The sequence below is a fragment of the Streptomyces sp. cg35 genome (genome assembly GCF_050410835.1).
GTDB lineage: Bacteria > Actinomycetota > Actinomycetes > Streptomycetales > Streptomycetaceae > Streptomyces.
The window spans coordinates 3,975,348-4,002,149 of record NZ_CP191268.1 but is presented as its reverse complement, the minus strand read 5'-3'; the positions used below and the strand labels follow the sequence as shown (position 1 = coordinate 4,002,149).

24 protein-coding genes are annotated in these 26,802 nt (G+C 71.0%); 18 read left to right on the top strand and 6 right to left on the bottom strand.

The window, feature by feature from the left end:
- Positions 1–65: 65 nt before the first annotated feature.
- From ACQUQD_RS18140 to ACQUQD_RS18110, 7 genes are all read left to right on the top strand, one after another.
- Positions 66–1,280, top strand: coding sequence for an MFS transporter (locus ACQUQD_RS18140; RefSeq protein ID WP_428957593.1), 1,215 nt, complete (start codon positions 66–68; stop codon positions 1,278–1,280).
- Positions 1,231–2,406 (top strand): acetoin utilization protein AcuC, encoded by a 1,176-nt coding sequence (locus tag ACQUQD_RS18135; protein WP_428953142.1) that lies wholly within the window; start codon positions 1,231–1,233, stop codon positions 2,404–2,406. The genes ACQUQD_RS18140 and ACQUQD_RS18135 overlap by 50 nt, the downstream gene beginning before the upstream one ends.
- A gap of 104 nt (positions 2,407–2,510) precedes the next feature.
- On the top strand, positions 2,511–3,326 hold the full coding sequence (locus ACQUQD_RS18130) for a phosphatase (RefSeq protein ID WP_428953141.1): 816 nt from the start codon (positions 2,511–2,513) through the stop codon (positions 3,324–3,326).
- Positions 3,327–3,454: 128 nt separating this feature from the next.
- Complete coding sequence (locus ACQUQD_RS18125; RefSeq protein WP_428953140.1) at positions 3,455–3,667, top strand: helix-turn-helix domain-containing protein; 213 nt, start codon at positions 3,455–3,457, stop codon at positions 3,665–3,667.
- 172 nt (positions 3,668–3,839) lie between these two features.
- Positions 3,840–3,938: a 30S ribosomal protein bS22 gene (locus ACQUQD_RS18120; protein ID WP_236538798.1), complete on the top strand. Its 99-nt coding sequence runs from the start codon at positions 3,840–3,842 to the stop codon at positions 3,936–3,938.
- A 268-nt stretch (positions 3,939–4,206) separates the two neighbouring features.
- On the top strand, positions 4,207–5,277 hold the full coding sequence (locus ACQUQD_RS18115; RefSeq protein WP_428953139.1) for an NAD-dependent epimerase/dehydratase family protein: 1,071 nt from the start codon (positions 4,207–4,209) through the stop codon (positions 5,275–5,277).
- Between the two features lie 14 nt (positions 5,278–5,291).
- A complete protein-coding gene (locus tag ACQUQD_RS18110; RefSeq protein ID WP_428953138.1) occupies positions 5,292–6,341 on the top strand; it encodes a lysophospholipid acyltransferase family protein in 1,050 nt (349 codons plus the stop codon).
- Between the two features lie 92 nt (positions 6,342–6,433).
- Here ACQUQD_RS18110 and ACQUQD_RS18105 read toward each other — a convergent pair whose 3' ends face one another.
- The 3 genes from ACQUQD_RS18105 to ACQUQD_RS18095 form a co-directional block, all read right to left on the bottom strand.
- The gene (locus ACQUQD_RS18105) at positions 6,434–7,660 is read right to left on the bottom strand and encodes a DUF5667 domain-containing protein (RefSeq protein WP_428953137.1); all 1,227 of its coding nucleotides are present in this window, start codon (positions 7,658–7,660) and stop codon (positions 6,434–6,436) included.
- Between the two features lie 251 nt (positions 7,661–7,911).
- Positions 7,912–8,706: an ECF subfamily RNA polymerase sigma factor, BldN family gene (locus ACQUQD_RS18100; protein ID WP_428953136.1), complete on the bottom strand. Its 795-nt coding sequence runs from the start codon at positions 8,704–8,706 to the stop codon at positions 7,912–7,914.
- A 315-nt stretch (positions 8,707–9,021) separates the two neighbouring features.
- Positions 9,022–10,002, bottom strand: coding sequence for an HAD family hydrolase (locus tag ACQUQD_RS18095; RefSeq protein ID WP_428953135.1), 981 nt, complete (start codon positions 10,000–10,002; stop codon positions 9,022–9,024).
- A gap of 117 nt (positions 10,003–10,119) precedes the next feature.
- Here ACQUQD_RS18095 and ACQUQD_RS18090 point away from each other — a divergent pair, with 117 nt between their 5' ends.
- The 7 genes from ACQUQD_RS18090 to ACQUQD_RS18060 all read left to right on the top strand — a co-directional run bounded on the left by ACQUQD_RS18090 (position 10,120) and on the right by ACQUQD_RS18060 (position 18,074).
- A complete protein-coding gene (locus ACQUQD_RS18090; protein ID WP_428953134.1) occupies positions 10,120–10,398 on the top strand; it encodes a glutaredoxin family protein in 279 nt (92 codons plus the stop codon).
- Positions 10,399–10,730: 332 nt separating this feature from the next.
- On the top strand, positions 10,731–11,516 hold the full coding sequence (locus ACQUQD_RS18085; RefSeq protein WP_428953133.1) for a redox-sensing transcriptional repressor Rex: 786 nt from the start codon (positions 10,731–10,733) through the stop codon (positions 11,514–11,516).
- Entirely contained in the window at positions 11,513–13,156 is a 1,644-nt protein-coding gene (locus tag ACQUQD_RS18080; RefSeq protein WP_428953132.1) for a glutamyl-tRNA reductase, read from the top strand. The genes ACQUQD_RS18085 and ACQUQD_RS18080 overlap by 4 nt, the downstream gene beginning before the upstream one ends.
- Positions 13,153–14,118 carry a hydroxymethylbilane synthase gene (hemC, locus tag ACQUQD_RS18075; RefSeq protein WP_428953131.1) on the top strand — a complete coding sequence of 322 codons (966 nt, stop codon included), beginning with the start codon at positions 13,153–13,155 and terminating at the stop codon, positions 14,116–14,118. The genes ACQUQD_RS18080 and hemC overlap by 4 nt, the downstream gene beginning before the upstream one ends.
- Positions 14,115–15,791: a uroporphyrinogen-III synthase gene (locus ACQUQD_RS18070; RefSeq protein ID WP_428953130.1), complete on the top strand. Its 1,677-nt coding sequence runs from the start codon at positions 14,115–14,117 to the stop codon at positions 15,789–15,791. Before hemC ends, ACQUQD_RS18070 begins: the two co-directional genes overlap by 4 nt.
- Before the next feature lie 90 nt (positions 15,792–15,881).
- Positions 15,882–16,871 (top strand): porphobilinogen synthase, encoded by a 990-nt coding sequence (gene hemB / locus ACQUQD_RS18065; RefSeq protein WP_428953129.1) that lies wholly within the window; start codon positions 15,882–15,884, stop codon positions 16,869–16,871.
- 33 nt (positions 16,872–16,904) lie between these two features.
- Complete coding sequence (locus ACQUQD_RS18060; protein WP_428953128.1) at positions 16,905–18,074, top strand: winged helix DNA-binding domain-containing protein; 1,170 nt, start codon at positions 16,905–16,907, stop codon at positions 18,072–18,074.
- Between the two features lie 74 nt (positions 18,075–18,148).
- On the opposite strand, the gene ACQUQD_RS18055 is transcribed toward ACQUQD_RS18060, so the two are convergent.
- The 3 genes from ACQUQD_RS18055 to ACQUQD_RS18045 all read right to left on the bottom strand — a co-directional run bounded on the left by ACQUQD_RS18055 (position 18,149) and on the right by ACQUQD_RS18045 (position 22,097).
- Complete coding sequence (locus ACQUQD_RS18055; RefSeq protein ID WP_428953127.1) at positions 18,149–18,505, bottom strand: hypothetical protein; 357 nt, start codon at positions 18,503–18,505, stop codon at positions 18,149–18,151.
- Positions 18,506–18,710: 205 nt separating this feature from the next.
- Positions 18,711–18,899 (bottom strand): hypothetical protein, encoded by a 189-nt coding sequence (locus ACQUQD_RS18050; RefSeq protein ID WP_428953126.1) that lies wholly within the window; start codon positions 18,897–18,899, stop codon positions 18,711–18,713.
- A 213-nt stretch (positions 18,900–19,112) separates the two neighbouring features.
- Complete coding sequence (locus ACQUQD_RS18045; protein ID WP_428953125.1) at positions 19,113–22,097, bottom strand: BTAD domain-containing putative transcriptional regulator; 2,985 nt, start codon at positions 22,095–22,097, stop codon at positions 19,113–19,115.
- A 234-nt stretch (positions 22,098–22,331) separates the two neighbouring features.
- Between ACQUQD_RS18045 and ACQUQD_RS18040 the strand changes: the two genes are divergently transcribed.
- From ACQUQD_RS18040 to ACQUQD_RS18025, 4 genes are all read left to right on the top strand, one after another.
- Entirely contained in the window at positions 22,332–23,591 is a 1,260-nt protein-coding gene (locus ACQUQD_RS18040; protein WP_428953124.1) for an amidohydrolase family protein, read from the top strand.
- 233 nt (positions 23,592–23,824) lie between these two features.
- A complete protein-coding gene (locus ACQUQD_RS18035) occupies positions 23,825–24,751 on the top strand; it encodes an LLM class F420-dependent oxidoreductase (RefSeq protein ID WP_428953123.1) in 927 nt (308 codons plus the stop codon).
- A 12-nt stretch (positions 24,752–24,763) separates the two neighbouring features.
- A complete protein-coding gene (locus tag ACQUQD_RS18030; RefSeq protein WP_428953122.1) occupies positions 24,764–25,546 on the top strand; it encodes an SDR family NAD(P)-dependent oxidoreductase in 783 nt (260 codons plus the stop codon).
- A 108-nt stretch (positions 25,547–25,654) separates the two neighbouring features.
- Positions 25,655–26,776 carry an LLM class flavin-dependent oxidoreductase gene (locus ACQUQD_RS18025; RefSeq protein WP_428953121.1) on the top strand — a complete coding sequence of 374 codons (1,122 nt, stop codon included), beginning with the start codon at positions 25,655–25,657 and terminating at the stop codon, positions 26,774–26,776.
- Positions 26,777–26,802 lie beyond the last annotated feature (26 nt).

The window sequence follows — 26,802 nt, the reverse complement described above, 5'->3', positions numbered from 1 at the left end:
ATCCATCTACCCACCGGTAGGGCGGGGCCTTACGCTGTGCCGCCATGAGCGATGGCATAGCAGGGGTGACGGGGGCGCTGCGCCGGGGGCGGAGATCGCTGGGGTTCAGCTTCTTCGCGCAGGGGGCGGCGTTCGCGCTGCTGGTGACGCGGATCCCCGCCATTCAGGACCAGTACGGGATCTCGGACGGGCTGCTGCCCGTGTTCCTCGCCGCCGTACCGATCCTGGCCGGTGCCGGCAGCGTGGGCACCGAGCAGCTGGTGAAGCGGGTGCGGCCCAGCCGGGTGCTGCGGTGGTCGCAGCCCGTCGTGCTCCTGGCGCTGCTCGGCGTCGGCGCGGGGAACACCCTGTGGCAGGTGGCCGTCGCGCTCGGTGCGTTCGGGCTGTCCGTGGGCGCGCTCGACGCCTCCATGAACATGCTCGGGGTGAGCCTCCAGCGGGCGTACGGGCGCAGCATCATGCTCGGGTTCCACGCCGCGTACAGCTTCGGCGGCATCGTCGGCGCCTCGCTCGCGTGGGCCGGGGCGCACTGGGACCTGTCGCTGTTCGTGTCCTATCTGCCGGTGGTCGTCGTGCTGCTGCCCGCGGCGCTGGCCGGGAGCCGGTGGTACGTCGACGGGAGCGTGGGCGCCGAGGAGGAGGCCGCGGCGCAGCAGGCGGGCGGTGTCGTCTTCAAGATGCTGCTACCGCTGTGCCTGGTGATGGCGTTCGCGTACATCGGGGACTCGACCGTCTCCAACTGGAGCGCGAAGTATCTGCAGGACGTGCTGGGCAGCTCCGAGCAGATGTCGACGGTCCCGTACAACGTCTACATGGTGATGACCCTGGTGGGCCGGGCCGTGGGCGATGTGGGCGTGCGGCGGTTCGGGGCGGTGCTCGTGGTGCGGCTGGGGACGCTGGTGGCCGCCGCCGGTTTCGCTGTCGTGGCGGTGGCGCCGGGGCCCTGGGTGGGGATGCTCGGGTTCACGCTGCTCGGGCTCGGGCTCTGTGTGATCGTGCCGCAGACGTTCGCCGCCGCCGGGCGGATGTTCCCCGGTGCCTCGGACGCCGCCGTCGCGCGGCTCAATATCTTCAACTACGTGGGTTTTCTGGTGGGTTCGCCGCTTGTGGGGGCTCTGGGCGATGCGTGGAGCTATCGCTGGGCGATGCTCGTGCCGATGGCGTTGGTGCTGGTGACGCTCGTGTACGCCCCTTCGTTCGGTTCCGGGACGGACCGATACGGTGGCAAGCATGAGCGGCCGCGCGCAGTTGATGTGGGACCCGGCGGTAACGAGCTATGACTTCGGTCCGGGGCATCCGATGGACCCGGTCAGGCTGGACCTGACCCGGCGTCTCGTCGGGGCTTTCGGGCTCGAGCGGGACATCGAGGTCGTCGCGGCCAAGCGGGCGGGCGACTCGACGCTGCGGCTGGTGCACCGCGAGGACTACGTGGAGGCGGTCAGGGCCGCGTCCGCCGACCCGGCCGCCGCCGACCAGGCGTACGGGCTCGGGACCGTGGACGATCCGGCCTTCGCCGGTATGCACGAGGTGTCCGCGCTGATCGCGGGGCAGTCGGTGGGGGCCGCGGAGGCCGTGTGGCGCGGGGACGCCCTGCACGCCGTGAACTTCGCCGGCGGGCTGCACCACGCGATGCCCGGCGCCGCCTCCGGGTTCTGTGTGTACAACGACGCCGCGCTCGCCATCGCCAGGCTGCTGGAGCTCGGCGTGGAGCGGGTCGCGTACGTGGATGTGGACGTGCATCACGGGGACGGGGTGCAGGCCGCGTTCTGGGAGGACCCGCGCGTGCTCACCGTGTCGCTGCACGAGCATCCGCGGACGCTGTTCCCGCAGACCGGGTGGCCCGAGGAGACCGGGGCGGACGGTCCCGCCGAAGGGACGGCCGTCAATGTCGCGCTGCCGGCCGGGACCGGGGACGCGGGATGGGTGCGGGCGTTCCACGCCGTCGTACCGGAGCTGCTCGCCGAGTTCCGGCCGCAGGTGCTGGTGACACAGCACGGGGCCGATACGCACTTCGAGGATCCGCTCGCGCATCTCGCGGTGTCGCTCGACGCGCAGCGGGCCGTGCAGGTGGCCTGTCACGAGCTGGCGCACGAGTACGCCGACGGACGCTGGGTCGCGCTCGGCGGCGGGGGGTACGCCGTGGTGGATGTGGTGCCGCGGTCGTGGACGCACCTGGTCGCCATCGCGGCCGGGCGGGAGATCGCGCCCGAGACCGTGATCCCGGACGGCTGGCGGCAGGAAGTCTTCGCCCGTACCCGGCAGTTGGCGCCCGGGCGGATGACCGACGGGCGCTGGCCCGTCGGGCATCAGGAGTGGGAGTCGGGGTACGACCCCGCGGACCGGCTCGACCAGGCGATCCTGGCCACCCGCAAGGCGGCGTTTCCGCTGCGGGGGCTGCTGCCCTAGGTCGGGTCCGGCGGATCAGGTCGGGTGTCCGGGTATTACTCCAACTGTGGGGTGTTCGGGTGTTTCCGGGGTATTCGGCTGCCCAATGCACCAGCATCACAGGCGTGTTGAGCACCGGCGCCCTGCGTGCGCACCTGTTGGCGGCTCGGCTTGCCGGGCCCGTGGCGACCTCACGTGAGGAGAGTCTGCGCAGTTACCGGCTTTTCGAGGCGCGTGATCCGCGTGTGCTGCTCGGGCTCGATCCCGAATGGGCTTGGGGGCAGCGGGACTTGCTCGCGCTCATGGCCGACAAGTGCGGAGTGTCGGGCGACCCGGCCCACACCTCGGGGCACGACGTCATCGACCCGGAGCGGACCCTGGCGGCGCTCGACGCCTTCGCGGACCGGCTCGGCCGGGCCGCCCACTCGCTCTCCCCGGTCCTCTTCGGGACCGGTCATCCGCACCGACTGCTCGGCTTCTACGCCGCGTTGGCGGACGCTTTGTCGGCGATGGGATGCCCCGTCCTCACCCCGGCGCAGGGCCACAGTGTCGACATAACGACCCGGTTCGGTCTACGTACCTACAACCTTGACTACGTACGAGGAGTCGCGCTGGTGCGGGAACCCGGCGCATGGCCGGCCGGGAGTGAGACCGGCGCGCACAGCCACTCACCACTCCCGGTTCGCACCGCTCTGGCCGCCTGTGCGGAGGCCGGCGGACCGCTTCCGCGCCTTGTCGTGGGGGACCACGGATGGGTCTGCGGTGCAGGTCAGTTGGGGTTCGACGCCATCGGCCTGGCCGATACGGATGATCCCGCACTGTTCGTCGGTGAGGCCGAGGGGCAGGTGTCCGTCGTCGTTCCGCTTGATGACGCTGTGCGGTCTGATTACTACCGACCGCTTACTCGCTATGTACTCAATCGAGCGTGTCTGTCACAGTAGGCGGCCGATCGCTGCTCCTCTTCCCCACTCGCACCACACGCCCCTAGTCTGGGAGTGAGCACGCAACGACGTTGAGTCACCGGAAGGGGAAGCCGGTGACCGTCGAGTGCGGAAGGTTCAGGTGTGTCATGGCTGCTGGTGAAGGTAGGCCTCTGAACGAGGTGCAGTTCCTGACCGTGGCGGAAGTCGCTTCGGTCATGCGAGTGTCCAAGATGACCGTGTACCGCTTGGTGCACAGCGGTCATCTGCCCGCGATCCGGGTGGGGCGGAGCTTCCGCGTTCCGGAGCAAGCGGTTCACGAGTACCTCCGCGAGTCCTACGTGGGGGTGGAAACCGCCTGATCGATACCCCTCGGGAGCTCCCTCGGGAGAGCCCGGGGGCCCTCGATTTCTAGCTCGGCGCCCGGGCGGGGTACGCTGGCCCTCCGTAGGTCGTGTGGGCCCCAATGCAGCCCCGCACCGAGTGATTGTCCCCGCAATGCGGGGGTTGTCCGAGAAGTGAGCGAGGGTAGTCGTGGGCTCTGTTGTCAAGAAGCGGCGTAAGCGGATGGCGAAGAAGAAGCACCGCAAGCTGCTGAAGCGCACCCGCGTGCAGCGTCGCAACAAGAAGTAAGCGATCTGCTGCGCAAGCGCGGTCTGTGGCCCTCTCACCGTTCGGTGGGAGGGCCACAGTTCGTTTACGGGCCGTTTCCCACTCGGTCCCGCCTACCACGCGTGGTCGTGCGACCGGCGGGCAGGAGGCCCAGGTCTGTACGTACGCCTGTGGCTGTCGTCACTTCCTGCATCGTGCGGTCATCACAGCGCAACATCGAACCGCTAACGTGACCTGCAGGCAATGATTGCGGAGCGCGGCGGGCTGGGACGGAAGGTAGGCGCTGATCTTGGGCAAGGTCGTGCTCGTGACCGGGGTGGCCCGTCAGCTGGGGGGCCGTTTCGTACGACGGATCCAGCGGGACCCGGAAGTGGACCGGGTGATCGGCGTGGACGCGGTACCGCCTGCCCATCATCTGGGCGGGGCCGACTTCCTGCAGGCCGACATCCGGCAGCCGGCGATCGCGCGGGTGCTCGCCGAGCACTCCGTGGACACCGTCGTGCACATGGACGTCACCGGGACCCCGCTGGCCAGTGGCGGCCGCGGCTCGGTGAAGGAGACCAACGTCATCGGCACGATGCAGCTCCTCGGCGCGTGCCAGAAGTCGCCGAGCGTGAAGCGGCTCGTGGTGAAGTCGAGTACCAACGTGTACGGGTCCGCGCCGCGTGACCCGGCCGTGTTCACCGAGACGACGCCGCCCAAGTCGCTGCCGAGCGGCGGCTTCGCTAAGGACGCGGTGGAGGTCGAGGGATATGTGCGGGGCTTCGCCCGGCGCCGTCCCGATGTCGCCGTGTGCGTGCTGCGGTTCGCCAACATCCTTGGCCCGACCGCCGATTCACCGCTCGCGGAGTACTTCTCGCTGCCAGTGCTGCCGACGGTGTTCGGCTATGACCCGCGGCTGCAGTTCGTGCACGAGGACGATGTGATCGAGGTGCTGCGGATCGCCTCGCACGATCCCGCGCGCGGCACGCTCAACAGCGGCACCTTCAACGTCGCGGGCGACGGTGTGCTGTTGCTGTCCCAGTGCTCGCGGCGGCTCGGCCGGCCGACCGTCCCCGTACTGCTGCCCGCCGTCACCTGGGTGGGCGGCGCACTGCGTACGCTGGGTGCGACGGACTTCTCGCCCGAGCAGATCAGGCTGCTCACGCACGGGCGGGTGGTGTCGACGGCCCAGCTGCGCGACACCCTGGGGTACCGGCCGAAGTACACGACCGCGGAGACCTTCGCGGACTTCGTCGGCGGCCGGGGCCCCGGGCTGCTGCCGCCGCAGGCACTGTCAGGAGCCGTGGACCGGATCGCGTCGCTGCCGTTCCTGGGCGGGCGGACACCCGGCCACCCCTCGACGCAGAGCGCCAACTGAGGAGCGCAGGAACGATGGCGGATGCCAAGGTCATTCCCTTCGACGACGACCGGTCGCGGGGCGCCACCGGGAAGGGGGCCGCGCGCCGCAGGGGCCCGGGCGGCAGCGCCCGGCGCAAGGGCGAGCCCTCGGCCGCCCGGGACATGCACGAGGTCAAGCCGCTGCCGGTGCAGCAGCCGGAGCCGGCCCCCGAACCGCAGGAGCCGCCGGCGCCCGAGGAGCGCGGCGGCTGGGAACGGCGGATCGCGGGCGGGCTGTCGTTCCTGCGCCGGCGGATCACCGGGGACTACGACGTCGACGAGTTCGGCTACGACAAGGAACTCACCGACCAGGTCCTGATGTCGCTGCTGCGGCCGATCGCGGAGAAGTACTTCCGGGTCGAGGTGAAGGGCGTCGAGAACATTCCGACGGACGGCGGCGCCCTGATCGTCTCCAACCACTCGGGGACGCTGCCGCTGGACGGACTGATGCTCCAGGTCGCCGTGCACGACAACCACCCGACCGGACGCCATCTGCGGCTCCTCGCGGCCGACCTGGTGTTCATGCTGCCGGTCGTCAACGAACTGGCCCGCAAGGCCGGGCACACGCTGGCCTGCGCGGAGGACGCGCAGCGGCTCCTGGAGGGCGGCGAGCTGGTCGGGGTGATGCCGGAGGGCTTCAAAGGCATCGGGAAGCCGTTCAGCGAGCGGTACAAGCTGCAGCGGTTCGGCCGGGGCGGTTTCGTGTCGACCGCACTGCGCGCCGGTACGCCGATCGTGCCGTGCTCGATCGTCGGGGCCGAGGAGATCTACCCGATGATCGGCAACGCGAAGACGCTGGCCCGGGTGCTCGGATTCCCGTACTTCCCGATCACGCCCACGTTCCCCTGGCTGGGACCGCTGGGGGCGGTGCCGCTGCCGACGAAGTGGACCATCCAGTTCGGGGAGCCCATCCCGACGGACGGGTATCCGCCGGAGGCCGCCGAGGACCCGATGCTGATGTTCAACCTGACCGACCAGGTGCGGGAACAGATTCAGCACACCCTGTACAAGCTGCTGGTGCAGCGCAGGTCGGTGTTCTTCTGACGGCCCGACGGCGCACGACGACCGACAAGCGATGAGCGACAGCAGTCAGGGCCCGGAGACTCGCTCCGGGCCCTGACTGCTTCCGCGTGCTGCTACGGGGCGTCCTCGCCGTCGATGCCGAGGCCGGGCAGCAGGCCGGGCAGCAGCGGGGGCAGCGTCACGTCGGGCTTCGCCGAACCCGTGTCGCCGGAACCGGACTTGCCGGCCGACGGGGTCGGGCTCGACTCGTCCTTCGGCGGGTCCAGGAGGCCGCCCGTGGTCTCGCCGAGGAGGCCGTCCTTGTCCTTGCCGCTGCCCGAGCTGGAGGGCTTCGGCTTGGTGGAGCTGTCGCCGCGGTGCTCGGTGCCGGACGAGCCGGACGGCGTCGAACGGTCGGTGCCGGACGCCCCCGGTGACGAACCGCCGCCCTGGCCGGTGCCCGCGGAGCCGCCCGTCGTGGGGGCCTGCGGCAGCAGGGAACGCAGCGGCTCGACCTCTTCGTCTATGGCGGCGAAGACCGAGCTCACCTGGTCCCGGACGTCACCGAGCTGGACCGGGAGCCGGTCGCTCAGGGCGCTCCAGCTCTGCCGATGCGACTCGGAGAACGCCGAGAGCATCTGGATCGGGCCGAGCGAGCCGTCCCGCTTGTACGCCGCGCTGAGCAGCCGGTGGCCCTCGGACGCGTCGTACTGCATGCCGGAGAGCGCGCGCCTGATCTCGCCCAGGGACTCGTGGTCGAGGTGACCGGCGCGGTCGCGCTCCATCAGCCGGCGCGCCTCGTTGAGCCGCGTCGACGCCTGGTCCAGATAGACCTGCCCGCGGTCGGAATCGCCGTCGGCCATACCGAGCTTGAGGTCCTCCATGCCCCGCTTGAGGCCGTAGAGGTGGTCGCCGGGCAGGGCGTCCGAACTGGCGGCGGCCACTCCGCTGAACGCGCCCGCGGCCACACCCACCGTGAGCCCGCCCGCGGCGATGCCCTTGGACAGGCGGGAGCGGGGCCGCAGCTTCCGCAGCGGACTCGCCCGGTGTGCTCCCTTGGCCCGGGACCGCTGCTCCGGTACGGAGGTGCCTGCCGCGCCCTCCTGGAGCATGGCCTCCATGGCGGCGACGAGCTGAGCCCGCTGCACCACCTTGACCTCGGGGTCCATCTCCGGCTTGGGCAGTTCACCGAGGCCTGCGGCCAGGGACAGCAGCGTCCCCTGATCGGTCCGATCGGCCTGGTCGCTCTGCTGAGCGGCCGGATCATCCGGCTGCTGCACCGCCGGGTCCCGGTCGGACTGGTCCTCCAGGGCCTGGGCGAAGGCGTCCGCCCGCCGGTGTGCCGATACGTTCGCGATCACTGGCGGCACCTCCTCTCGTCATGACGGTCGACTCCCATGTCGACTCCCCAAGGGGTCCTGAGGGTTGCACGCCCTGCCGAAGTGCACACGATCGAGTGAGCGAAGCCGGTTCAGGAGTGACCACAGGGAGCCTGCATCCCGCACAACGAGCGGCGCGGCACTTGGGTTACGGACGAAAGATGATCCGACCGCGATCGCATCTCACTTTCACGGAAGGTGAGTTGAGCGTCGCGGGCGGTGACGGAAAACGGTCAGCGGGCGTCGTCCGGGAGCAGCCGGGCGAGAGTGCGCACGGCCCGGTACTGAAGGGTTTTGATCGCCCCCTCGTTCTTGCCCATCACGCGAGCGGTCTCGGCGACGGACAGTCCCTGCAGGAAGCGCAGCGTGACGCACTCCTGCTGCTGCGGGTTCAGCCTGCGCACGGCGTCGAGCAGGGCCGCGTTCGACAGGGACTCCAGGACCGAGTCCTCGGGGGAACGCTCCACCTCGTTCGCGTCGAGCATTTCGCCGGTGGTCACTTCGAGGCGGAAACGGCTCGACTTGAAGTGGTCGGCGACCAGGTTGCGCGCGATCGTGACCAGCCAGGCGCCGAAGTCGCGGCCCTGCCAGGTGAACGTGCCGATGCGGCGCAGGGCGCGCAGGAACGTCTCGCTGGTGAGGTCCTCGGCCGTGGCCTTTCCGCCGACGCGGTAATAGATGTACCGGTACACGGTGTCGCTGTACTGGTCGTAGAGGCGCCCGAAGGCATCGGCCTCGCCGGCCTGGGCACGCTCGACCAGGTCCATCATGCGGGCGCTGTCACTGTCCGCTGCGGGACGGCGGGCAGTGGACGTACCGGCGGCTCCGGAACGTGCGCGTCTGCCGACGGTGGCGGCGCCGCTCTCGGCCATGGCGAAGCAGGCACCGGCGGATCCGGTCGCGGCGGGCGCGGCGACGGCGAGGGCGGGGACGGCGTACGCGGTGGGGACGAAGCCGCGCAAGCGGTCTACGACCGTTGCGCGCAGCGTAGCCAGGCCCGAGGCGTCAACCCCGACGTGTTGAAACACGGGACTCCCAGAGGCAGAGCTTCCATCACGTGCAGTGCGGGACCGTTCACCCGTCGTACTGACGCGTGGGTACCGGAATGCGTCTGAGGAGAATAACGCTTCGTGCAGGGAGCGCTACACCCAGTTGCTCAAATCATCGATTCCGTCACTTCTGTAGCTGATCGACGATGGTTCAAGTACCTGAGAGTGACCACTTGTTGATCGGATTAGGTCATCTTCCGGCTGCGGCGGTGACGCGTTGTGGCCGAGTGGTATCAACGGGACTGGCAGGAGCCGGGGGTGGGTAACACCCCTGGATCGCCGGGCGGGACGCGGTCAGCGACGCCGCCTGTGCAGGGCGATCGCCGCGGCCGTGCCGCCCGCCACGGCGCCCACGCCGGCCGCCGCCGGGATGCCGACCTTCGCGGCCTTGCGGCCGGTGCGGTAGTCACGCAGGCGCCAGTCCCGCTCCCGTGCGTACTTGCGCAGTTTCGCGTCGGGGTTGATCGCGTACGGGTGCCCGACGAGCGAGAGCATCGGGATGTCGTTGTGGGAGTCGCTGTACGCGGCGCAGCGGCCCAGCTCCAGGCCCTCCGCGGACGCCAGCGCCCGGACCGCCTCCGCCTTCGCCGGCCCGTGCAGCGGTTCGCCGACGAGCTTGCCCGTATATACGCCGCCGATGGACTCGGCGACCGTACCGAGGGCGCCGGTCAGGCCGAGGCGGCGGGCGATGACCGTGGCGATCTCCACCGGCGCGGCCGTGACCAGCCAGACCTTCTGGCCCGCGTCCAGGTGGGCCTGGGCGAGGGCGCGGGTGCCCGGCCAGATCCGCTCCGCCATGTACTCGTCGTAGATCTCCTCGCCGATCGACATCAGCTCGGAGACGCGGTGGCCCTTGACGATGGACAGGGCGCTGTCGCGGGCGTCCTGCATGTGCTCGGGGTCCTCGACCCCGGCGATCCGGAACCACGCCTGCTGCCAGGCGAACCGGGTCAGCTCGCGGCGCTGGAAGAACTTCCGCTTGTACAGGCCGCGGCCGAAGTGGAAGATCGCGGCGCCCTGCATCACGGTGTTGTCCAGGTCGAAGAAGGCGGCGGCCTTGTCGTCGCCGACGACCGGGAAGTCCGGTTCGGCGTCGTCGACGGGCGGTGCCTGATCCTCCAGTTCCTGGGAGGACTTGCGGGCGGCCTCGGCCGAGGCCTCGCCTGCCAGCACGCTGCGCGCGGTGGCGGAGCGCCTACGGGGTGTGAGCCATCCAATTCCAAGCGGCACGAAGTGCCTCCTACCGAGGTGGTGGTCGGGAGACGGGCGGGCCATGCGGCGAGCATAGCCAGTCTGTTCGGTGGTTCCGGAGTCGAGCGGATTTCGGGAAGCTGTCGTCCGGTGAAATCCCGGCGTCGTACGAGGTTCGGAGGCGGGGCCAGAATGGCCGGTATGAGTCCTATTTTTCGCCGAGGCGAGAAGAAGAAGCCACAGGAGCGCGTCGTCACGCTGATCGGGAAGCCGGGGTGTCATCTGTGCGATGACGCACAGGCGGTGATCGAGAAGGTGTGCGCCGAGGTCGGCGCGTCCTGGGAGAAGAAGGACATCAATGAGGACGAGGAGCTGTACCGCAAGTACTGGGAGCAGATCCCGGTCGTTCTCGTCGACGGAGCGCAGCACGACTTCTGGCGGGTGAAGGAGGAACGACTGCGGCGTGCACTCACGCAGTAGCGGTGTGCACACAGGAGCCCCTCGCGGTCACACACGTCACTGACCGACGAGTCCAAATCGCGCCCGAAGTCGCTTAGGATCGGGGGCGGTTTTGGTCTCGGGGGCGTGGATCGTAAGGAGTGTGTGCGGTTTTGCCCCCCACAGGTGAGCAACGAAGCTGCCTGCGCGCCGGTTCCACCGCAGCGCGCCGGGGGCGCGTGACCCCGGTCACGTTGGCCGGGCAAATCGGACACCATCTTTGTGCACGCGTTCACAAAGACATAGCCTGCATTCGACGGGGCGGTCCAGTAACGCAGAGCCGCCCGCAGCCCCGCTCTACCCGCAGGAGCACCGTGGCAACTGGCCGAACTCACCGACCGGCGACCCGCAGCCGAGGAATTCCCGAGGCCACCGTCGCCCGTCTCCCGCTGTACCTCCGAGCCCTCACCGCTCTGTCGGAGCGCTCGGTGCCCACGGTCTCCTCCGAGGAGCTCGCGGCCGCGGCGGGGGTCAACTCCGCGAAGCTGCGCAAGGACTTCTCGTACCTCGGTTCGTACGGGACCCGGGGCGTCGGCTACGACGTCGAGTACCTCGTCTACCAGATCTCGCGCGAGCTGGGTCTCACGCAGGACTGGCCGATCGTCATGGTCGGTATCGGTAACCTCGGTGCGGCGCTGGCCAATTACGGCGGGTTCGCCTCCCGCGGCTTCCGAGTCGCTGCCCTCATCGACGCCGACCCGGCGATGGCCGGAAAGTCCGTCGCGGGCATGACCGTGCAGCACGCCGACGACCTCGAGAAGATCATCGACGACAACGGCGTCTCCATCGGCGTCATCGCGACCCCGGCCGGTGCCGCGCAGCAGGTCTGCGACCGGCTCGTCGCCGCCGGTGTCACCTCCATCCTGAACTTCGCGCCGACCGTGCTGTCCGTCCCGGACGGCGTCGACGTGCGCAAGGTCGACCTCTCCATCGAGCTGCAGATCCTCGCCTTCCACGAGCAGCGCAAGGCCGGCGAGGGCGCGGTCGACGCGGCCGAGGGCGCCGTGGGCGTCGAGGGGCCCGCCGCCAAGGTCACCAAGCCTTCCGAGCGCGACCGCAAGGGACCCGACGGGGACGTGCCCGCCGTGATGCCGGCATGAGCCTCCTCGTCGTAGGGCTGAGTCACCGCAGCGCTCCGGTCAGCGTCCTGGAGCGGGCCGCGCTGCACCCGGACGCCCAGGCCAAGCTGCTGCTGGACGCGCTCGCCGCCGAGCCGGCCGCCGAGGCCGCCCTGCTCGCGACCTGCAACCGCATCGAGCTGTACGCGGACGTGGACAAGTTCCACGCCGGTGTCGCCGAGCTGTCGACGCTGCTCGCCCAGCACAGTGGCGTCGGACTCGACGAGCTCACTCCTTATCTCTATGTGCACTACGAGGACCGGGCGGTGCACCACCTGTTCTCGGTGGCGTGCGGGCTCGACTCGATGGTGGTCGGCGAGGGCCAGATCCTCGGCCAGATCAAGGACACGCTCGCCCGGGCGCAGGAGCTGCACTCCGCGGGCAAGCTGCTCAACGACCTCTTCCAGCAGGCGCTGCGGGTCGGCAAGCGGGCGCACTCGGAGACCGGGATCGACCGGGCCGGTCAGTCCCTGGTCACCTTCGGTCTGGAACAGCTCGCCGTCGGACAGCCGGTGGCCGAGTGGGCGCAGGGCAAGCGGGCGCTCGTCATCGGCGCGGGATCGATGTCGTCGCTGGCCGCGGCGACGCTGTCGCGGGCCGGGGTGGCCGAGGTCGTCGTCGCCAACCGGACGCTGGAGCGCGCCGAGCGTCTCGTGGAGATCCTGGGCGAGGCCGGTACCGCGGCCCGCGCCGTCGCCATGGACGCCGTGGCGGACGAACTGACACGTGCCGACGTGGCCGTCTCCTGCACCGGCGCGACCGGACTCGTCCTGACCGCCGACGCGGTGCGCGCGGCCGTCGCCGGACGCACGCCGACCGCCGGCGGTGACGTGCCCGCCTCGGCTCCCGTCGCGGGCAAGCCCGTTGCCGACAGCTGCCCGGTCGACGCGGTGCGCGGCGGGTTCTCCGTCGAGGGCGAGGCCGCCGTCGCCGGATTCGACGCGGCCGCCCTGGAACAGCACGGCGCCTGGGTCGACAACGCTCCCGGTGAGCGCGTCCGCCCCGCCGAGCTGTCCGAGGCCGAGGCCATCGCCGCGCTGGCCGTCGCGGGCCGGGTGCCCGAGATGCGCCGCGAGCGCGTCCCCGAGCCCGTCCGTCCCGTGGCGCTCGCGCTCCTCGACCTGGCGATGCCGCGCGACATCGACGCGGCCGCGCACCGGATCGACGGGATCCGCCTCGTCGACATCGAGTCCCTCGCCGACGCCTCCGCCGACGCCCCGATGGCCGCCGACGTGGGCCAGGTGCGGGCGATCGTGGCCGAGGAGGTCGCCGCGTTCGGCGCCGCCCAGCGGGCCGCGCACATCACGCCGACCGTCGTCGCGCTGCGCGCGATGGCCGCGGACGTGGTGGCGGGCGAGATCGCCCGCCTCGACGGCCGGCTGCCCGGCCTCGACGAGCGGCAGCGCGCGGAGATCACCCAGACCGTGCGGCGCGTGGTGGACAAACTGCTGCACGCGCCGACCGTACGGGTCAAGCAGTTGGCGGCCGAGCCCGGCGGTGCCGGGTACGCGGACGCGCTGCGGACCCTGTTCGACCTGGACCAGGAGACGGTGGCGTCCGTCTCCCGGGCCACCCCCCAAGACCGTGAAGACGCGGTAGGCAAGAATCGAGGCCCGGCATGACCGCCGCCGACAAAGCACTGAGGCTGGGGACCCGGCGCAGCAAGCTGGCCATGTCCCAGTCCGGGCATGTCGCCGAAGCCGTACGCCAGTTGACCGGCCGTGAGGTCGAGCTGGTGGAGATCACCACGTACGGGGACACGTCCCGTGAGCACCTGGCGCAGATCGGCGGGACCGGTGTCTTCGTGACCGCCCTGCGTGACGCGCTGGTACGCGGCGAGGTCGACTTCGCCGTGCACTCCCTCAAGGACCTGCCGACCGCGCAGCCCGAGGACCTCGCGCTGGCCGCCGTGCCGCTGCGCGAGGACCCGCGGGACGTGCTGATCGCGCGTGACGGCCTGAAGTTCACCGAGCTGCCCGCGGGCGCCCGGGTGGGCACCGGTTCGCCGCGCCGCATGGCCCAGCTCAACGCGTACGCGCTGAGCCACGGCATGCGCATCGAGACCGTGCCGATCCGCGGGAACATCGACACCCGCATCGGCTACGTCGAGAAGGGGGAGCTGGACGCCGTGGTTCTCGCGGCGGCCGGACTCAGCCGCATCGGCCGCACCGAGGAGGTCACCGACTTCCTCGCGACCGACATCATCCTGCCCGCCCCCGGTCAGGGGGCACTGGCAGTCGAGTGCACCGCTACCAATGGTGAACTCGTCGCCGCGCTCGCCGAGTTGGACGACCCGCTCACCCGGGCCGCCGTGACCGCCGAGCGAGCCCTGCTCGCCGCCCTGGAGGCCGGCTGCAGCGCACCTGTGGGTGCGCTGGCCGACCTGCTGGCCGACGGGCAGATTGTCAAGGAAATGCGCCTGCGCGGCGTCGTCGGCACCACCGACGGCACCGAGCTGGTGCAGCTGTCCACCACCGGTCCCGTGCCCTCGTCCGAGGACGAGGCGCTGGCTCTCGGGCGGGAACTCGCCGCCGAGATGCTGGCCAAGGGTGCGGCCGGTCTGATGGGGGAGCGAGCACATTGAGCCCCACCACCGCTGAATCGACCGCCTGCGCACTGGGGCACGTCACCTTCCTGGGTGCCGGTCCCGGTGACCCAGGACTGCTGACACTACGGGCCGTGGAGGCCCTGACCCGAGCGGATGTGCTGATCGCCGAGCCCGAAGTGCTCGACGTGGTACGGACGCACGCCAGGGCGGGCGTGACCGTGCTCGACGCGGACGCGTCGGGGCGTACGGGGGCCGCTGACGAGGCGTCAACTGCCGTCGCGGTCCCGGCTCTGAGGGACTGGGCCAATCTTGTCATGGAGGCCGCGCGGGGCGGCAAGCGGGTCGTGCGTGCGGTCACCGGAGACCCCGGACTCGACACGTACGCGGCCGAGGAGATGCTCGCCTGCGCCTCCGAGGGCATCGACTTCGAGGTCGTCCCCGGCGTCGCCGCGGCCGTGGGCGTGCCCGCGTACGCCGGTGTCCCGCTGCGGGACGCGCAGGGCGCGGACGTCCGCTTCGTCGACGCCCGCACCGCCTCCGAGCGCTGCTGGACCGAGGTCGGCGCGTCCGACGGCACGGTCGTCGTGTCCACGACGCTGGACTCGGTGGCCGCGGCCGCGGGTGAGCTGGTCGCGGCCGGCCGCAAGCCGGACACCCCGCTGTCCGTGACCGTCGCCGGTACGACGACGCGCCAGAAGACCTGGACGGCGACGCTCGGCACGATCGCGCAGACGCTGAAGCAGGCCAAGGTGCTGCCGTCGCCGGAGGGCAACCGTCCGGTGATAGCCGTGGTCGGTGAGCGTTCCGCCGCCGCCCAGCGCGACCAGCTGTCGTGGTTCGAGTCCAAGCCGCTGTTCGGCTGGAAGGTGCTCGTGCCGCGGACGAAGGAGCAGGCGGCGTCGCTCTCCGACCAGCTCAGGTCGTACGGCGCGGTGCCGCACGAGGTTCCGACGATCGCCGTCGAGCCGCCGCGCACCCCGCAGCAGATGGAGCGCGCGGTCAAGGGTCTGGTCACGGGCCGCTACGAGTGGATCGCCTTCACCTCGGTGAACGCGGTCAAGGCCGTGCGCGAGAAGTTCGAGGAGTACGGGCTCGACGCCCGGGCCTTCGCCGGGATCAAGGTCGCCGCGGTCGGCGAGCAGACGGCGAACGCGCTGATCGCCTTCGGTGTGAAGCCGGACCTGGTGCCCAGCGGGGAGCAGTCGGCCGCCGGTCTCCTGGAGGACTGGCCGCCGTACGACCCGGTCTTCGACCCGATCGACCGTGTCTTCCTGCCCAGAGCCGACATCGCCACGGAGACCCTGGTCGCCGGGCTCATCGAGCTGGGCTGGGAGGTCGACGACGTCACGGCGTACCGGACGGTGCGCGCCTCGCCGCCGCCGGCCGAGACGCGTGAGGCGATCAAGGGCGGCGGTTTCGACGCCGTGCTCTTCACGTCCTCGTCGACGGTGCGCAACCTGGTCGGTATCGCGGGCAAGCCGCACAACGTGACGGTCATCGCCTGTATCGGTCCGGCCACGGCGAAGACCGCCGAGGAGCACGGGCTGCGGGTCGACGTGATGGCTCCGGAGCCGTCGGTGCACAAGCTGGCCGCGGCGCTGGCCGACTTCGGCGCGCGGCGCCGTGACGCGGCCGTCGAGGCCGGTGATCCGGTGACCCGGCCGAGCGAGCGGCGCCCCGGGGCGCGGCGTCGTCGGGCCGCGCCGTAGGGCAGAGTTGAGGGGCGGGTGCCCGGCTTCGGCCGGATGCCCGCCCCGCTTCATTTTCATAGGTACGTGTAGGTACGAGGTGACAGTCCAGTGACTCGGTACGGCTCCTTCCCCGGTTCGCGGCCCCGGCGGCTGCGGACGACTCCCGCCATGCGGCGCATGGTCGCCGAGACGCGGCTGCATCCGGCCGACCTGATCCTGCCCGCGTTCGTGCGCGAGGGGATCGACAGCCCGGTGGAGATCGGCTCGATGCCGGGCGTGTTCCAGCACACCCGTGACTCCCTGAAGAAGGCGGCGGTCGAGGCCGTCGAGGCGGGCGTCTCCGGGATCATGCTGTTCGGCGTGCCGCTGGACGAGAAGAAGGACGGGGCCGGGACGGTGGGCACCGACCCCGACGGGATCCTCCAGGTGGCGCTGCGCGACGTGCGCGCCGAGGTCGGCGACGACCTGATCGTCATGTCCGACCTGTGCCTCGACGAGTTCACCGATCACGGGCACTGCGGCGTCCTGGACGAGCAGGGCCGGGTCGACAACGACGCGACGCTCGAGCGGTACGCCGAGATGGCGCAGGTGCAGGCGGACGCGGGCGCCCATGTGGTGGGCCCCAGCGGCATGATGGACGGTCAGATCGGCGTCGTCCGCGACGCGTTGGACCAGATCGGGCGCGAGGACGTGGCCGTGCTCGCGTACACGGCCAAGTACTCGTCCGCCTTCTACGGCCCGTTCCGCGAGGCCGTCGGCTCGTCGCTGCGGGGGGACCGCAAGACGTACCAGCAGGACCCGGCGAACGCGCGGGAGTCCCTGCGGGAGCTGGCGCTCGACCTCGAAGAGGGCGCCGACATGGTGATGGTGAAGCCGGCCGGTCCCTACCTCGACATTCTGGCGAAGGTCGCGGACGCGGTGGACGTGCCGGTCGCCGCGTACCAGATCAGCGGTGAGTACGCGATGATCGAGGCGGCGGCGCAGCGCGGCTGGATCGAGCGGGACCGGGCGATCATGGAGGCGCTGACCGGGATCAAGCGGGCCGGCGCCAACATGATCCTCACGTACTGGGCCACCGAGGTGGCGCGGCAGCTGTAGTTCGGCGGGGTCCGCTGGGCGAGAATGCCCGGCATGACGATCAGCGCGCTGGCCCTCAACCGGGCGACTCTGGCACGGCAGTTGTTGTTGGAGCGCTCGGCGGGCGGCGTGGAGGATGCGGTACGGCGGGTTGTCGCGCTTCAGGCGCAGCAGCCCGCTTCGCCGTACGTGGCCCTGTGGAACCGGGTGGCGGGGTTCGGGCCGGACGATCTGGACGCGGTCGTGGGCGGCTTCCGGGTGGTGAAGTCGACGCTGATGCGGATCACGCTGCACGCGGTGCACGTCGACGACTACCGGTCCTTCCGGGCGGCGGTGGAGCCGACGGTGCGGGGTGCGCGGCTGCGGGATCCGCGGTTCCGGGCGTCGGGGCTGACGGAGGCGGATGCGGCCGCGCTGTTGCCGGAGTTGCTGTCGCTGGCCGAACAGCCGTGTGGTGCGGCCGAGTTGGGCGAGTGGCTGGCCGGACGGGCCGGGGTGGACGGGGCGCTGGCGCGTCCGGCGTGGCGGATGCTGCGGCAGTGGGCGCCGCTCTGGCACGCGCCGGTGGCGGGGGTCCCGTGGGCGTTCCCGGCGGGCGGCCGGCAGGCGTTCGTGGCGGCGGACGGCCGGTGCCGCCCCGACCTGGGGGACCCGGCTGAGGCGGCGGCGGGGCTCCGGGTGCTGATCCGCCGCTATCTGGCGGGGTTCGGTCCCGCCTCGGTGGCGGACATGGCGCAGTTCGGGCTCGTGCAGAAGGGGCGGGTGCGGGACGCGCTTCGTGAACTGGGCTCGGAGGTCGAGGAGTTGGCGGGGCCGGGCGGTGAGGTGCTGTACGACGTGCCCGGGGCGCCCCGGCCCGGCGCGGAGGTGCCGGCGCCGCCGCGGCTGATGGCGATGTGGGACAGCGTGCTCCTCGCGTACGCCGACCGGGGCCGGGTCCTGCCGCCCGAGTACCGCAAGCACGTGACCCGGGTGAACGGGGATGTGCTGCCGACGCTGCTGGTCGACGGCTACGTGGCCGGGGTGTGGCGGGTGACACCGGACGGCGAGGGCATCGAGGCGGGGGCGTTCCGGCCGCTGCCGGAGGGGGCGTGGGAGGAGTTGGCGGGGGAGGCGCGGGGGTTGCTGCGGATGTTGGGGGAGCGGGACGTGGCGGCGTATCGGCGCTATGACCACTGGTGGGTGAAGGGGGTGCCGGTGGTGGAGGCGCGGGTGCTGGCCTGAGCGGTCTGTGGGCCGCGGTCAGCCGGGGGTGCGGTGGTGCACGACGTGCGGGGCGCCCCTGATGCTGGTGACCGTCAGCTCGTGACAGCCCTGCGGATCTTGCGTACGAGGCGGACGAGGCCCCAGATGACGGCACCTCCGAGACCGAGCAGAAACAGGATCGCCTGCCACAGGGGCATCTTCTGCTTCCCGGTCGTGCCGGTGGACGAGTTCTGCCGGCCGTAGTGGGACGAGTAGCCGCCGCCCCGAGACGTCTTGCTGCCGCTGCTGCCGCCGGTGCTCTTGCCGATGCCGGTGCCGAGGCTGTTGGCGGCTCGTTGTGACGACTGCGCGGTGTACGAGACGGAGCCGGCCGTCGGCGCGGCCTGGGCCGTTGCGGGCGCCGCTCCGAACAGGACACAGGTCAGGACGAGTGCGGCAGCCAGGCGCATGAGGGATCCCCGTGGTGGTGCGTCGGATGGAGAGAGACCGCGCCGGGGCGCGGCGTTGCACCCTAGGGCATGAACGGGTGCGGCCGAAACCGCCACCCGTCCCTCTCGCCGTGCCCGCTCGGTCCGCACCCGGGACCGGACATACGTCGGCCGCGGCGGCTCCCCCTCCGCGCCGCCGCGGCCGATGTCCCCCGTCAGGAGTGGTTCATGCGGTCTCGCCGGACGCATGGTTGTCGAGGGGCTTGAGGTCGGCGCCGGACGCGTGGTTGTCCAGGGGCTTGAGGTCGCCGCCGGACGCGTGGTTGTCCAGCGTCGTGAGGGTCTCCTCCTCGACGTCGGACGCGTGGTTGTCCTGCGGCTTTATGTCGCCGACTACCTTCTTGGCGTCGCTCATGACCATCAACTCCCGTGATTCGGCTGGTGCGTACGGTGGAACGAGGCGCCCGCCCTGCAACTCCCCCGAGGGTCGCAGGACGGGCGCCTCGAGGCCGTTCACCTTAATGGCGTGGCCTCTCGCACAATCCGTCTGCCCCCCGACGCGACGGATCGGTAGGAGTAAGAGTGCCGAGCGGCGATAAACGAACGATGAACGCGGCGAACCGACAGGTCACGCCGCGACGGGCGCCAGCAGCCGGCGCACCTCGGCGGCCTCGCTCGAACCCAGTTGTTCGTAGATGGCGAGGGCGTCCTGCCAGCAGGCTCGCGCGCGGTCCGTCTGTCCCATGCTGTCCAGCGCCTTGCCGAGAACGGTGAGCACCGTACCGCGCCGCCACTCACCGCCGATTCCGCGCAGCGCGATGGCCTGCTCCGCGTGGCCGGCGGCGAGGGTCGGCCTGCGTGCCGCGAGGTGCACCTCCGCGATACGGAAATGCGTCACGCCCTCCCACAGGGGCTGACGGTTGTCGTGGAACAACACCAGCGCCTCGGTCAGCTGGTCCAGTGCCTCGGGGAGCCGACGCGCCTGCGTGAGGGCGATGCCCAGCGCGTAGCGTCCGTTCGCCAGGCGCAGCGTCAGGCCCATCCGGTCGTAGATGTCGATGCCCTGCTGCGCCAGCTCGATCGCACTGGCGGTGTGGCCCATCGCCACGTGGATACGGGAGAGGTTGCACAGGGCGCTCGCCTCGCCCACGTCGTTCCCGTCGGCCCGGAAGTTGCTGATCGCCTGCTGCAGATACTGCTCGCCGTCGGCGTGCCGATTCTGGTAGATGGCGATGATCCCGCGGTCGTTGGGAGCCCAGCAGCTGGGCAGCGGGTCGTTCGCCTCGGCCGCGAGTTCCATGGCGAGCCGTGCTTCCGCGTCGGCCTCCTCGAACCGGCCCGCCACGAGGTGGGTGTTGGTCAGCGTGGTGCGCGCCCGGCCCTCGGCCCGCGCGTCACCCCGTTCGTGCGCGGCGACGCGGACCGTCTGCGCCGCGAGCTCGTACGACCGGGAGTTGGCACCGGACTCGGCGAGATCCTTGGCCGCCCACAGCAGGTCCACCGACCGCCTCAGCCGACTGCCGTCCACCGACTGCCGCACACACGCGATGAGGCAGTTCGCCTCCGAGTAGAGCCAGTCCTGGGCATCACGGGAACCGGTGAACGTGAGGCCCGCATGGGCGGTCGGCTCGAGGTGGTCCACCAGCCGGTCACCCGGCCGCTCGATCGCATAGACCCGCGTCGCCGTGGCCAGATAGAAGTCCAGCAGCCGCGACATCGCCGCCTCCCGCTCCGCCGGTGGCAGTTCGTCCCGCTCCGCGCACGCACGCGCGTAGAGCCGGACCAGGTCGTGGTAGCGGTACCGGCCCGGTGCCGCCGATTCGACCAGTGAGGTGTCGACCAGGGACTCCAGCAGGTCCTCGGTCTCCTCGACGCCGAGGTCCAGTACGGCCGCGGCCGCCGCCAGGGAGATGTCGGGGCCGTCGGCCAGGCCCAGCAGGCGGAACGCGCGGGCCTGGGCGGGCTCCAGCTGGCCGTAGCCCAGTTCGAAGGTGGCCTTCACCGCGAGGTCGCCGGCCTGGAGTTCGTCGAGGCGGCGGCGCTCGTCCGCGAGCTTCGCCGCGAGGACCGAGACCGTCCAGGTGCGGCGGGCCGCCAGGCGGGACGCCGCGATGCGGATCGCCAGAGGGAGGAAGCCGCACGCCGCCACCACGTCCAGCGCCGCCTCCCGCTCCGCCGCGACCCGCTCCTCGCCCACGATGCGGGTGAAGAGCAGGAGCGCCTCCTCGGGAGACATCACGTCCAGGTCCACCAGGTGCGCGCCCGCCAGGTCGACCATCCGGACACGGCCCGTGATCAGCGCCGCGCAGCCCTCCGTGCCGGGGAGCAGGGGGCGGACCTGCGCGGCGTCGCGGGCGTTGTCCAGCAGGACCAGGACGCGGCGGCCGTCCAGCGTCGAGCGGTACAGCGCCGCCCGCTCCTCCAGGGAGTCCGGGATCGCCGAGTCGGCCGTGCCCAGCGCCCGCAGGAACGAGCCGAGGACCGTCTCCGGTTCCGCCGCCCGCGCGCCCGCGCCCTGCAGATCCACGTACAACTGGCCGTCGGGGAAGGCGGACCGGGACGCGTGGGCCACGTGGACCGCCAGCGTCGTCTTGCCCACGCCGCCGATCCCGGCGACCGCCGAGACCGCCATCACCGAGCCCGTTCCGGTCTCGGAGGAGGCCGAGGCGAGTACGTCGCTCAGTTCCGTGACGAAGGAGGCTCTGCCGGTGAAGTCCGGCACGGTCGCCGGGAGCTGGGCGGGGCGGACCGGGGCCGGGGCCGGTTCGGCCGCCGGGGCCGAGGGCTCGGCCAGCGCCGGGTCCGCCTGGAGGATGCGGCGCTGGAGCTCGGCGAGTCCCGGGCGCGGGTCCACGCCCAGCTCGTCGGCGAGCAGGCGGCGGGTGTCCGCGTAGACCGCAAGGGCCTCCGCCTGGCGGCCGGAGCGGTACAGCGCCAGCATCAGGAGCTCGCGCAGGCGCTCGCGGAGGGGGTGGGCCGCGGTGAGTGCCGTGAGCTCCGAGACCGCCTCCGCGTGGCAGCCCTGTTCCAGGTCCATGTCCAGGCGGGCCTCCAGGAGTTGCAGGCGCCACTCCTCCAGGCGGGCGCGCTGCGTCTCCGCGTACGGGCCGGGGACGTTGGCCAGCGGTTCGCCGTCCCACAGGCCCAGGGCCTTGGTCACCAGGGCCCGCGCCAGGCACAGGTCGGCGGAGTGCCGGGCCTTCTCCGCGTCCGCCCAGAGCTCCTCCGCCGCGGTCAGGTCCAGCGCGTCCCGGCGGGCCAGCCGCAGCGCGTAACCGCCGGACTCGCTGACCAGGACGCCGGGGGCCAGCACCTTCCGCAGCCGTGACGCGTACGTGCGGATCGCCGCCAGGGCCTGCTGCGGGGACTCCTCGCCCCAGACCGCGTCGATCAGCTCGCCCGCCGTGGCCGTGCGGCCCTCGCGGAGCAGCAGCGCCGCGAGGAGCGCCCGCTGCTGCGGGGAACCCGTCGCCAGCGGTTCGCCGCCGCGCCAGGCCCGCACCGGGCCGAGCACGCTGAAGCGCAGGTCGGAGGCGTGGTCCGGGTCCGGGACGCCGGTGTCCCCGGGCATGCCGGACTGCCGCTGCTCCGGTACCCGCGGTCCGCCGTCCATCGTCGCTGCCCCCCCTGCCGCCGCACCAGCACCAGTCCGTCACGTTCGAAGTGTTGCGTCGTCGTCCAGTCGGCGCGCCGTGGTGCGTGTGCGCCGACGAGGGCAACCCCGCCAGTTTGCCTTGTTCATGGCGGATACGTCAGCCGTGGGAGACAGCCATCACAGAGACCTCACGTGTACGAACCTCAACTCCTACTAGCTGACGGGTCGTCAGATCGGCGCTACCGTGAGCCCATGGAGACCACGGAGACCGGAAACACTCAAAACGCCCTGGAATCTACCGACTTCCCGCGGATCATTTCCGTCGACGACCACACCGTGGAGCCGCCGACCGTCTGGTCCGACCGGCTCCCGAAGAAGTACCTCGACGCCGGGCCCCGCATCGTCCGCGCCCCCCTGAAGGAAATGACCTTCCTGGGCGGCAAGTTCGCCCCCGTCATGGGGCAGCCCGGTGACGACGGCCCGATCGGCGACTGGTGGGTCTACGAGGACCTGCACCGGCCGCTCACCCGGCTCGACACCGCCGTCGGCTACGACCGGGACGAGATCAAGCTGGAGGTCATCACCTACGAGCAGATGCGGAAGGGGTCCTACGACGTCCCCGCCCGCCTCGCCGACATGGACGTCAACCACGTCCAGTCCGCCCTCTGCTTCCCCACTTTCCCGCGCTTTTGCGGACAGACCTTCACCGAGGCCCCGGACCGGGAGCTGGGGCTCCTCGGCGTACGCGCCTACAACGACTGGATGGTGGAGGAGTGGTGCGGCCCGCAGGCGCAGGGGCGGCTCATACCGCTGACCCTCGTCCCCCTCTGGGACGCCGAGCTCGCCGCCGCCGAGGTGCGCCGCAATGCCGCGCGCGGGGTGCGGGCCGTCGCGTTCTCCGAGATCCCGCCGCACCTCGGGCTGCCCAGCATCCACGGTGACGACTGGGACCCGTTCCTCGCCGCCTGCGACGAGACCGGCACCGTCATCGCCATGCACATCGGGTCCAGCAGCAAGATGCCGTCCACGTCGGCCGACGCGCCGCCCGCGGTCGGGTCCACCATCACCTTCGCCAACTGCTGTTTCTCGATGGTGGACTGGCTGATGAGCGGGAAGTTCGAGCGGTTCCCGAACCTGAAGATCATGTACGCCGAGGGCCAGATCGGCTGGATCCCCTACATCCTCGAACGCGCCGACGTGGTGTGGGAGGAGAACCGCGGCTGGGGCGGCGTCGCCGACAAGGTCAGGAAGCCGCCGAGCGAGTACTTCACCGAGCACGTCTTCGGCTGCTTCTTCGACGACGCCTTCGGCCTCAGGAACCTCGACTCCATCGGCGTCGGCAACGTCCTGTACGAGACCGACTACCCGCACTCCGACTCCACGTGGCCGAAGTCGAAGGAGGTCGGTGAGGCGCAGATGGGGCACCTGGACGCGGACGTCGTCGACCGGATCGTGCGGGGGAACGCGATCGAGCTGCTCGGGCTCACGGCCGACGGGCTGTGGCGGCCGTAGGCGCCCGGGGCGCTCGTCCGTGCGCGCCCGTGTCCGTGCGGGAGCGGCGTCCGCCGGCGCCGCCCCCGGTGACCCGGACCGCGACCGGGCGCCGCTGACCGCCGGGATTCCGGCCCCCGGGACGGACCCCCGCCGATGCGTCCGCAGTCGTGCACCACCCTTGTCTGACGGTCCGTCAGGTACGAGGATGGCCCCAGTCCATAATTGACGGTCCGTCAGGTAGGGGTCAGGGTATGACGCGGCTCGCGTACGGGATACAGCTCCCGATCCAGTCCCAGAGCACCATCTACGCCGAACCCTGGGAGGCCGGCGCGGGGGCCGAGGACCTCGCCGAGATCGCCCGTGCCGCCGACCGGGGCGGCTTCGACTACATCGCCTGCTGTGATCACGTGGCCATCCCGCGACGGCTCGCCGAGGCCATGTCGACGACCTGGTACGACCCGGTCGCCACCCTCGCGTTCCTGGCCGGGGTCACCGAACGGGCGCGGCTGCTCAGCCATGTCGCCATCGTCGGGCTGCGGCATCCGCTGCTGTCCGCCAAGCAGTACGCCACGCTGGACCACCTGAGCGGCGGGCGGCTGATCCTCGGGGTCGGGGCCGGGCACGTGGAGGAGGAGTTCGAGATCCTCGGGGTGGATTTCGCCCGGCGCGGGGCCGTGCTCGACGAGAGCGTCGACGCGCTGAAGGCCGCCCTCGGGCCCGAGGAGTTCCCCTCCTTCAAGGGGGAGCTGTTCGCCTTCGAGGGGCTCGGGCAGTTGCCCAGGCCCGCTCAGGCGCGGGTGCCCGTGTGGGTCGGCGGGTCCTCGGCACCCGCCGTGCGGCGGGCCGCGCTCAAGGGGGACGGCTGGCTGCCGCAGGGCGACCCGCGGGACCGGCTGCCGGAGAAGATCGCGACGCTGAAGCGGCTGCGCGCCGAGGCGGGGATCGAGGCGCCCCTCACCATCGGCGCCATCACCGAGCCGCTGTACGTGGGCGCGCCGTCCTGGGACGTCGGGCGGCGCACCGTCTCCGGTGAGCCGGCCGCCGTCGCCGAGTCGCTGCGCGCGTACGCCGCCATGGGCGTCCACCAGATCCAGGTCCGCTTCCGCAGCCGCGGCCGGGCCGAGCTCGTCGACCAGATCGCGGCCTTCGCCGCTGATGTCGCACCCCAACTCACCTGAGGAGCAAGGACCATGGGAAAGCTCGACGGGCGTGTCGTCCTCGTCACGGGGGCCGCGCGCGGCCAGGGGGAGCAGGAGGCGCGGCTGTTCGCCGCCGAGGGGGCGCGGGTCGTCGTGGCCGATGTGCTCGACGACCAGGGAGAGGCCGTCGCCAAGGAGATCGGGAACGCCGCGTACGTGCATCTCGACGTCAGCAAGGAGGCGGACTGGACGGCCGCCGTCGCCGCCGCCAAGGCCGCCTTCGGGAAGGTCGACGGGCTCGTCAACAACGCGGGGATCCTGCGCTTCAACGAGCTGGTCTCCACGCCCCTGGAGGAGTTCCAGCAGATCGTGAACGTGAACCAGGTGGGCGCGTTCCTCGGCATCAGGTCCGTGGCCCCGGAGATCGCCGCCGCCGGGGGCGGGACCATCGTCAACACGTCCTCCTTCACGGGACTCACGGGGATGGCGTACGTCGGCGCGTACGCCGCGAGCAAGCACGCCATCGTCGGGCTGACGCGGGTCGCCGCCCTGGAGCTGGCGGCCAAGGGGATCCGGGTCAACGCGATCTGCCCCGGCTCCATCGACACGGCCATGAGCAACCCCGCCCAGCTCGACCCGGAGGCGGACGCGCAGGCGGGCTCGGAGGCCCTCGACGAGCTGTACCGCAAGCTCGTGCCGCTGGGCCGGGTCGGCAAGGCGGAGGAGGTCGCGCGGCTCGCGCTCTTCCTCTCCGCCGAAGAGGACTCGGCGTACATCACCGGGCAGCCGTTCGTGATCGACGGGGGCTGGCTGGCCGGGGTCTCGGTGCTCTGACCCGCTGCCTGACGCTGCGTCAGGTATTGACGCTCCAGGCGTGCGGTGGAACAGTCGGTCCATCCAATCTGACGATCCGTCAGAAACTGACGAGGACGGTGAACCTCCTTGGAATTCGGGCTCTTTGTACAGGGATATGTGGGCAAGCAGGCGCTGACGGACCCGACGGCCGAGCACCGCGCGCTCATGAACGAGACCGAGTACGTCATCCAGGCGGACAAGTCCGGCTTCAAGTACGCCTGGGCGTCCGAGCACCACTTCCTGGAGGAGTACTCGCATCTGTCGGCCAACGATGTGTACCTCGGGTATCTCGCGCACGCGACCGAGCGCATCCACCTCGGGTCGGGCATCTTCAACCCGCTCGCCCAGGTCAACCACCCGGTCAAGGTCGCCGAGAAGGTCGCCATGCTCGACCACCTCAGCGAGGGGCGGTTCGAGTTCGGCAGCGGGCGCGGGGCCGGCTCGCACGAGATCCTCGGGTTCATCCCTGGTGTGACGGACATGAACTACACCAAGGAGATCTGGGAAGAGACCATCGCCGAGTTCCCGAAGATGTGGCTCCAGGACGAGTACGTCGGGTTCCAGGGCAAGCACTGGTCGCTGCCGCCGCGCAAGATCTTCCCCAAGCCGTACGGGAAGTCCCACCCGGCCATGTGGTACGCCGCCGGGTCGCCGCCCTCGTACGCGATGGCCGCCCGCAAGGGCCTCGGGGTGCTCGGGTTCTCCGTGCAGAAGGTCTCCGACATGGAGTGGGTCCTGGAGCAGTACAAGACCGCCATCCAGGACGCGGAGCCCATCGGCGACTTCGTCAACGACAACGTCATGGTGACGTCGACGGCGATCTGCGCCGAGACGCACGACAAGGCCGTCGAGATCGCCGTGAACGGCGGGCTCAACTACCTGCAGTCGCTGGTGTTCCGCTACCACGACACCTTCCCACGACCCGAGGGCATCCCCGAGTGGCCGGAGATCCTGCCGGAGTACAGCGCCGAGATCATCGAACTCCTCATCGCCGAGGAGCTGATGATCTGCGGTGACCCGGACGAGGTGCTCCAGCAGTGCAAGCGGTGGGAGCAGGCGGGTGCCGACCAGCTGTCGTTCGGGCTGCCGATCGGGATCTCGCACGACGACACGCTGAACTCGATCCGGCTGATCGGGGAGCACGTCATTCCGAAGATCGACACGGATCCGGTCCACCGGACGACGCGGTTCAGGTCGTCCGGGGCCTGATTCGTCCTGCGCTGCCCCGGTTCTCC